Origin of the sequence: Streptomyces sp. WAC05292, from assembly GCF_003949955.1 — a bacterium.
GTDB lineage: Bacteria > Actinomycetota > Actinomycetes > Streptomycetales > Streptomycetaceae > Streptomyces > Streptomyces globosus.
Map to the genome: position 1 here is coordinate 38,046 of NZ_RPSE01000015.1, position 6,996 is coordinate 45,041.

9 protein-coding genes and 1 pseudogene are annotated in these 6,996 nt (G+C 73.2%); 3 read left to right on the plus strand and 7 right to left on the minus strand.

Translation table 11 applies throughout. The features are described from left to right. Nucleotides 1-112 precede the first annotated feature (112 nt). Entirely contained in the window at nt 113-1,111 is a 999-nt protein-coding gene (locus tag EF903_RS03575; RefSeq protein ID WP_125541116.1) for an inorganic phosphate transporter, read from the minus strand. A 5-nt stretch (nt 1,112-1,116) separates the two neighbouring features. Further along, nucleotides 1,117-1,737 (minus strand): DUF47 domain-containing protein, encoded by a 621-nt coding sequence (locus EF903_RS03580; RefSeq protein WP_125541117.1) that lies wholly within the window; start codon nt 1,735-1,737, stop codon nt 1,117-1,119. Between the two features lie 191 nt (nt 1,738-1,928). Here EF903_RS03580 and EF903_RS03585 point away from each other — a divergent pair, with 191 nt between their 5' ends. Further along, entirely contained in the window at nt 1,929-2,279 is a 351-nt protein-coding gene (locus EF903_RS03585; RefSeq protein WP_125541118.1) for a metal-sensitive transcriptional regulator, read from the plus strand. Nucleotides 2,280-2,367: 88 nt separating this feature from the next. Here the strand turns inward: EF903_RS03585 and EF903_RS33805 are convergent, their stop codons facing one another. Both EF903_RS33805 and EF903_RS03590 read right to left on the minus strand, forming a co-directional pair. Continuing rightward, a complete protein-coding gene (locus tag EF903_RS33805) occupies nt 2,368-2,520 on the minus strand; it encodes a hypothetical protein (RefSeq protein ID WP_162793084.1) in 153 nt (50 codons plus the stop codon). A gap of 148 nt (nt 2,521-2,668) precedes the next feature. Then, on the minus strand, nt 2,669-3,505 hold the full coding sequence (locus EF903_RS03590) for a hypothetical protein (RefSeq protein WP_125541119.1): 837 nt from the start codon (nt 3,503-3,505) through the stop codon (nt 2,669-2,671). A 130-nt stretch (nt 3,506-3,635) separates the two neighbouring features. Here EF903_RS03590 and EF903_RS03595 point away from each other — a divergent pair, with 130 nt between their 5' ends. After that, the gene (locus tag EF903_RS03595; protein WP_125541120.1) at nt 3,636-3,848 is read left to right on the plus strand and encodes a hypothetical protein; all 213 of its coding nucleotides are present in this window, start codon (nt 3,636-3,638) and stop codon (nt 3,846-3,848) included. A gap of 99 nt (nt 3,849-3,947) precedes the next feature. After that, nucleotides 3,948-4,190: a hypothetical protein gene (locus tag EF903_RS03600; protein WP_125541121.1), complete on the plus strand. Its 243-nt coding sequence runs from the start codon at nt 3,948-3,950 to the stop codon at nt 4,188-4,190. A gap of 142 nt (nt 4,191-4,332) precedes the next feature. Here the strand turns inward: EF903_RS03600 and EF903_RS03605 are convergent, their stop codons facing one another. The 3 genes and pseudogenes from EF903_RS03605 to EF903_RS33810 all read right to left on the minus strand — a co-directional run. Next, nucleotides 4,333-5,049, minus strand: a complete 717-nt coding sequence (locus tag EF903_RS03605) for a phosphatase PAP2 family protein (RefSeq protein ID WP_125541122.1) — start codon at nt 5,047-5,049, stop codon at nt 4,333-4,335. 193 nt (nt 5,050-5,242) lie between these two features. Next, entirely contained in the window at nt 5,243-6,274 is a 1,032-nt protein-coding gene (locus EF903_RS03610) for a bifunctional lytic transglycosylase/C40 family peptidase (protein ID WP_125541123.1), read from the minus strand. Nucleotides 6,275-6,332: 58 nt separating this feature from the next. Beyond that, nucleotides 6,333-6,996, minus strand: a pseudogene (locus EF903_RS33810) (hypothetical protein); the annotation flags it as partial.

Here is a 6,996-nt window from a genome sequence, read left to right on the forward strand (position 1 = left end):
CCGCCCTGCGGTGCTGCATGGCGGTGCCACCGCAAGGCGAAGGGCCGGCTCCCCCCGCGTGGGGGAGCCGGCCCTTTCTCGCCTCCGGGCCCGGGGGCCCGTGCCGCCGCCGCTAGCCGACGGCCAGGTTGACCAGCCAGAAGCACACCGCCGCCACGAGCGCCGCGGCCGGCATGGTGATGAACCAGCCCAGGATGATGTTCTTGGCGACGCCCCAGCGGACCGCGTTGACCCGCTTGGTCGCCCCCACACCCATGATCGCCGAGGTGATCACGTGGGTCGTGGAGATCGGCGCGTGGAACAGGTACGAGGCCGTGTACATGATCGAGGCGCCGGTGGTCTCCGCGGCGAAGCCCTGCGGCGGGTCCAGCTCGATGATCTTGCGGCCGAGGGTGCGCATGATGCGCCAGCCGCCCGCGTACGTACCCAGCGACAGCATGACCGCACACGCGATCTTGACCCACACGGGGATCGGCGCGCCCGCCTCCTCGACGTCCGCGATCACGAGGGCCATCACCACGATGCCCATCGTCTTCTGCGCGTCCTGGAGGCCGTGGCCGAGCGCCATGGCGGCCGCCGAGACGGTCTGCGCGATGCGGAAGCCCCGCTTGGCCTTGTGCGGGTTGGCCCGCCGGAAGATCCACATGATCGCGACCATCACCAGGTAGCCGACGAGCAGGCCGACCAGCGGCGAGAGGAACATCGGGATGACGACCTTCTCGACCACGCCGGACCAGATGACCCCGATCCCGCCGGCGAGCGCCGCACCCACCATGCCGCCGAAGAGGGCGTGCGAGGAGGACGAGGGGAGGCCGAAGTACCAGGTGATCAGGTTCCAGACGATCGCACCGACGAGCGCGGCGAAGAGGATCCACATCCCCGTGGCGCCGTGCGGGGTCTCGATGAGCCCCTCGCTGACCGTCTTGGCGACGCCGCTGCCCAGGAAGGCGCCGGCGAGGTTCATCACCGCGGCCATCGCGAGGGCGGCGCGCGGGGTCAGCGCCCGGGTCGAGACCGAGGTCGCGATCGCGTTCGCCGAGTCGTGGAACCCGTTGGTGTACGTGAAGCCGAGCGCGACACCGATGGTCACGATCAGAGCGAAGGTGTCCACGGGGTTCAGGACTCCTTGACCGCGATGGTCTCCACCGTGTTCGCGACGTGCTCGAACGCGTCGGCCGCCTCTTCGAGCACGTCGACGATCTGCTTGAGCTTGAGCACCTCGATGGCGTCGTACTTGCCGTTGAAGAGCTGTGCGAGCAGCTTCCGGTGGATCTGGTCGGCCTGGTTCTCGAGGCGGTTGACCTCGATCCAGTACTCGGTCAGGTTGTCCATGGTCCGCAGGTGCGGCATGGCCTCCGCGGTCAGCTCGGCCGCCCGCGCCAGGACCTCGATCTGCTGCTCGACGCCCTTGGGGAGCTCCTCGATGTTGTAGAGGACGACCAGGTCGACGGCCTCCTCCATGAAGTCCATGATGTCGTCGAGCGACGAGGCCAGGGAGTAGATGTCCTCGCGGTCGAACGGCGTGATGAAGGAGGAGTTCAGCTGGTGGAAGATCGCGTGGGTGGCGTCGTCCCCGGCGTGCTCGGCCGCCCGCATGCGCTCCGCGATCTCGGCCCGGGCGGGTGGCTCCGCTCCGAGCAGTTCCATCAGGAGCTTGGAGCCCGTGACGATGTTGTCCGCGGATGCGGCGAACATGTCGTAGAAGCTCGTCTCCCTGGGGGTCAGACGAAATCGCACGTGTGGTCCTCGGGGTGCATCGGATTCGGTCACCTGATGCTAGGCGCTCGCTCCGGCCACGGCTAACCCGCCGTTCTCCGTGTCCTCCATCAGGCACAGTGGGCCCGCGGGCCCCCGCCCCGGGCCGCGGGGCCCGGTATTCTATACCCGTCGGGGGTATCCCCGACTCGTCGCGGACCACGGGAGGACCCATGACGGCCATCGAGGCGGAGAGCTCCGGATCCGGCGCCGGCACCGCGGCGGCCCCCGAGGCGCACGCGGTGCACGGGTACCACCACCGCAAGGACGAGCACCTCAAGCGGCTGCGCCGGATCGAGGGGCAGATCCGCGGCCTCCAGCGCCTCGTCGACGAGGACGTCTACTGCATCGACATACTCACCCAGGTCTCGGCGAGCACGAAGGCCCTGCAGTCCTTCGCGCTCCAGCTCCTGGAGGAGCACCTGCGGCACTGCGTGGCCGACGCGGCCGTCAAGGGCGGGGGCGAGATCGACACCAAGGTCGAGGAGGCCACGAAGGCCATCGCCCGCCTGCTGCGCACCTGAGCCGCCGCCCCCGGCCCGGTCCGGGGGCGGGCCCGTGCCCCGCGGGAAGGGGGCACGGGCCCGCCCGGCCGGCGGCCGGGGCTGTGTCCTAGAGGCCGAGCCCCATGAGGACCTCGTCGATCCGGTCCTGGCTGAGCCGCTCCTCGTCGGCGGCGGACGCGGCGATGATCAGCTCGCCGCACAGTTCGATCTCGGCCAGCGCCACGTGGTCCTGCACCGTCGCTCCGCACACGGGGGTCACGCGTCTCACCTCGATCTGCCGCCATCGGACATCGGTCTGCGATGCGCCCAGCGTAGGGACGGGACCGCGGTGTGCGCATGACACGGATGGACCATTTCCGGATACCCCGCCATGGTCAGAAGGCATGGCACCCGGTGCCTCCCGCCGGCTATTCGGCGATCTTCCCGGCGTAAATGTCCCTGCTTGCGGGCAATACGACGGTCACCGGAGTGCCGAACCCGTAGAGCAGCGTGGTCGAGGAGACATCGATCACGCCATTGTTGACCCAGCTGAAGCGGTGCCGGACCTTCCGCAGCCGCCCCTCCTCGTCGAGGTACGCGTCGAAGGGCACCGTGTCCGTGGTGAACCCTTTCGCCGCTGCCTCCAATGCCCCCCTGACCCCCGGGGAGGCCGATTTCGCGGCCCGCCCGATGTCCGTCGTCCCCTGGTAGTGCCGCACCTTCGTGCCCGCCAGCTCCGTCTCGCCGACGTAGCGGACGTCCTGGGCGCCGCGCAGCAGCTCGGCGGCGGCGAGCGGGTCGGTCGCGCCGCCCGTGACCAGGTTCCCGTCCGCGAGGGCGGTGGTGTCGACGCGGACCCACTTGTCGGCGGGCACCCCCGCGCCCCGGTTCTTCATGTACAGCGCGCCGGGGACGAGCAGCTCGGTGATGGGCTGGTGCGCCTCCTTGCCCGCCGCGTCGGCGGGCAGCATGACCAGGAGCTGGCCCATCCGGTTCTTGAAGTCGACGCCGCCCTCGCCGCGGATGGTGACCCGGGTCCCCCCGGTCGCCATCTCCATCGCCGTACGCGCCTGTGCGCTCCCGGTGGCGGCCAGCCGGTCGGGGGCCGCCCTGACGGCGGCCGCCGGGTCCGCCGGGGGCCGGTCGTCCCCCGCGGCGGCGGAACCGCCGCACCCGCTCGTCACGGCGACCACCGCGGCCACGCCGACGGCGAGCACCGCCTCGCCCGCGCGGCCGCGCCGCTGCCCCTGCTGGTGCACCACCATCGCCTGCCAACCCCCAACGCATCACCGCTGCTTGTCCGAGGCCCCCACCTGCTGCGGTTTAACGAGGTCCGCGGCCTCCCGTCACGGTGCGGGCCTCCCGGGCGCACCGCGCCGCCGGTACCGTGGCGGCGTGGATCCGCACCCCGGGGCGCCGCCCGCCCCCGAGCCCGAGACCTCCCCCCGCGTCCGGCCCGCCGCGCAGGAGCCGCCGCCCGGGCACGCCGCGTCCACCACCGAGCGCGGCGCGTTCTGCCTGGCGGTGTGCGGCTGCGGCTGGCGCGGCCCGGCCCGCCGCTCGCGCGACCTGGCCCGCAGGGACGCCGCGGAGCACGGCGCCGCGTAGGTCTCGCCGGGGCGTCCGGCTGCGGCCGCCCACCGCGGCCGTCACCCGTTCGGCGGCGGCCGGCTGGCGGGGCGGCCGGGCCGCGGGTGCGCTGGGAGCATGCCAGGACCCGCATCCCGCGCCGCCGCCCTCCTCGCGTGGGCGCTGCTCCTCGTCCTCGCGCCCGCGCCCGCGGGCGCGGCCGCGGCGAGGCCGACCGGCTCGGCCGACGGCCCGGCCGACGTGGCCCTGGCCGTCGGGCTGACCTGCGCCGCCGCCCTGGCGACGGGCCTGTGGCTGCGGGCGCGCCACCGGCGGGACGCGGAGGCGGGCGGCCGCGGCCCCGAGGGCGGCGAGCGGTGACACCCCGGCACCGGCCGGCCGCGGTGCGGCTGTGCTTCGGCATTGCCGGGCTGTGCCTGCTGGCGGCGGTGCTGATGTCCCTGTGGGACTCCTACGGACACCCCTGACGCGCGGCCGGGTCCGGCCGCGGCGGTGCCGCGGGTCAGGCCGCCAGATCGCTGTCGCGGGTGAGACCGCCGCCGACCGCGGCGCGCTCGCCGCCCAGCTCCACCGGCCGGGGCCGCGCGAGGTGGCGGCCCCGTACGAGCCGGGCGGCCCGCGGGGAGCGGGCGACCGCGCGCACCGCGGGCGTCAGCGCGGCCATGGCCAGCGGGGCGAGGACCAGGACGACGGCGGTGCCGAGGGCGAACCCGCCGATGACGTCGGTGGGGTAGTGGGCGCCGATGTAGACGCGGCTGAGCCCCTCGGCGAGGGCCAGGCCGATGCCGACGAGGCCGACGCGGCGGCGGGCGAGGAACAGGCCCATGCCGAGGGCCATCGTGAGGGTGGCGTGGTCGCTGACGAAGGAGTACAGGCTCTGGCTCGCGGCCGGTTCCAGGACGTGCAGCCCCTCGTGCGTCCGGAACGGCCTCTCACGGCCCACGAGCTGACGCAGCGGCACGTTGGCGGCGAGCGCGATGGCGGCGGCGAGCGGCGCCCACAGCAGGGCGGCGAACGTCTCGGCGGCCGCGGCCGGTTCCTGCCGCCGGGCGCCGTGCCAGCACCACAGCACGAGGAGCAGCATCAGCAGGGGGATGCCGTACGAACTGGCCAGGACGACGGCCCTGTCGACCGCGGCCGGGACGTGCCGGGCCAGCCCGTTGACGTCGTGGAGCAGGCTGACGTCCACGTTCGGCCCACCGGTTGCCAGTGCAGCCATGGCGATGCGGCCCCTTGTTCTTGCTCGGTTCCCCTACGGGTGCACCCGTGTGTGCACCCCGCGAAACCCCCCCTTGTCGATCCACCCCGTGACCATGAAACGCCCGCTCGGGCAGGGCGGTTCCCCTCTCCACGCAATGATCACGGCAACGTTATCCAAGAGTGATGCGTCACCGCAGCTCAGGGCCTGCGCTTCACGGAGTGTCGCCCGGGGCCTTCGCGTCGGCGGTGCGGTCGGGCAGGGCCTCGGCCCCGTCCTTGGTGACCCGCGTGGCCCCGAAGTAGTCCGGGGTGTCGATCTTGTCGAAGCGGATCACCGCACCCGTGTACGGGGCGTTGATCATGTATCCGCCGCCCACGTACAGCCCGACGTGCCGGATCTCCCGCGAGTTCGTCAGATCGTCGGAGAAGAACACCAGGTCGCCCGGGAGCAGTTCCTCCCGCGAGGGGTGCGGCCCCGCGTTGTACTGGTCGTTGGCGACGCGCGGCAGCGTGATGCCCACCGACTCGTACGCCGCCTTCGTCAGCCCCGAGCAGTCGAACCGCCCGTCCTGGTCGGGCGTTCCGTTGCCGCCCCACAGGTACGGCGTGCCCAGCTGCTTCTGCGCGAAGTAGATCGCCCCGGCCGCCTGCTGCGAGGGCGCCACCCGCCCGACGGGCCGCTCGAAGCTCTTCGCCAGCGTCGTGATCGCCTTCACGTACCCCTGCGTCTCCTTGTACGGGGGCACGCCCTGGTACTTGAACACCGCGCCGGGGCCGGCGTTGTAGGCGGCGAGCATGTTCGCGACGGGGTCGCCGGGGACCTTCCCGACGTCCTTGGCGAGCGCGCAGTCGTACGAAGCGGCCGAGGGGATCGCGTCGTTGGGGTCCCAGATGTCCCGGTCCCCGTCGCCGTCCCCGTCGATCCCGTGGGTGGCCCAGGTGCCGGGGATGAACTGGGCGATGCCCCGCGCGTCGGCCGGGCTGACGACCGTGGGGTTCCAGCCGCTCTCCGAGTACAGCTGCGCCGCCAGGACCGCCGGGGACAGCGTCGGGCAGAGCACGCCCCACTTCTGCACCAGCGCCTGGTACTTCGACGGAACGGCGCCCTTCGCGAGCCCGAGCGCGCGGCCGCCGGCGCCGCCCGCGATGCCCGCCGCCGCCGAGTACGTGCCGATCACCAGGAGGGCGACGAAGCACAGGACCACAGCCAGGGCGCCGCCGCCGACCTTCCAGAATCTGCGCACCCGTCAACCCTCCCCCATCGGACAGACATTCACAGGGATTCACCGACACGTGTCGGATTCATCCCTTTTGCGAACCCACGTCGAAGCCGTGGCACCACACGCTCTTGTGTTCCGTATCCGAGACGGCGTGCCGGAACACCACCGTCCACCCCCCGGAATCCTGCGCCGGCGCCGGAGCGGGCACCCTCCGGCCGTCCAGCTCCATCGAGAAGTCGTCCGGGTACACCACCGACTTCCACCGCGCCGCATCCCCCTCGTGCACATCGCGCGCCGGGGCGACGAAGCCGAGCTGCCGGTTGTCCGACACCCCCGTGGAACGCCCCTGCGCATCCACCTCGTGCGGCGGCTTCACCACCACCGCCACGTGGTACGCGGGCGCCCCCGGCACCGCCTCCTGCAACCGGAACGCGATCCGCACCCGCCCCGGCCGCAGCTCCCCCTCCGGATCCCGCTCGGCGGGCGTGACCGCACCCTGCAACCCCGCCGGCGGCCGCTCCTCCGCCCCCGGCCCGCGGCACTCGCCCCGCACCGGATCCCAGGAGTCCAGGTTCGGCGCCGTCTGCCGGATCAGCGTCGGCGGACCCGCCTGCGACCGCCCGGCCGACGGCCGCGCCCCCGGCTGCGGACCGGCCGCCGCATCCGCGGCCGCACCGCCGCCGCCCGCCGGAATCCGCCACACGGCCACCGCGCCGAGCGCGGCCAGCGCGAGCCCCGCCGCCGCC

What these genes read in the sequence shown, in the direction of transcription:
- EF903_RS03585 (WP_125541118.1), top strand. Translation starts at nt 1,929, where the DNA reads ATGACGGCCATCGAGGCGGAGAGCTCCGGATCCGGCGCCGGCACCGCG.
- EF903_RS03590 (WP_125541119.1), bottom strand. Translation starts at nt 3,505, where the DNA reads ATGGTGGTGCACCAGCAGGGGCAGCGGCGCGGCCGCGCGGGCGAGGCG.
- EF903_RS03600 (WP_125541121.1), top strand. Translation starts at nt 3,948, where the DNA reads ATGCCAGGACCCGCATCCCGCGCCGCCGCCCTCCTCGCGTGGGCGCTG.
- EF903_RS03605 (WP_125541122.1), bottom strand. Translation starts at nt 5,049, where the DNA reads ATGGCTGCACTGGCAACCGGTGGGCCGAACGTGGACGTCAGCCTGCTC.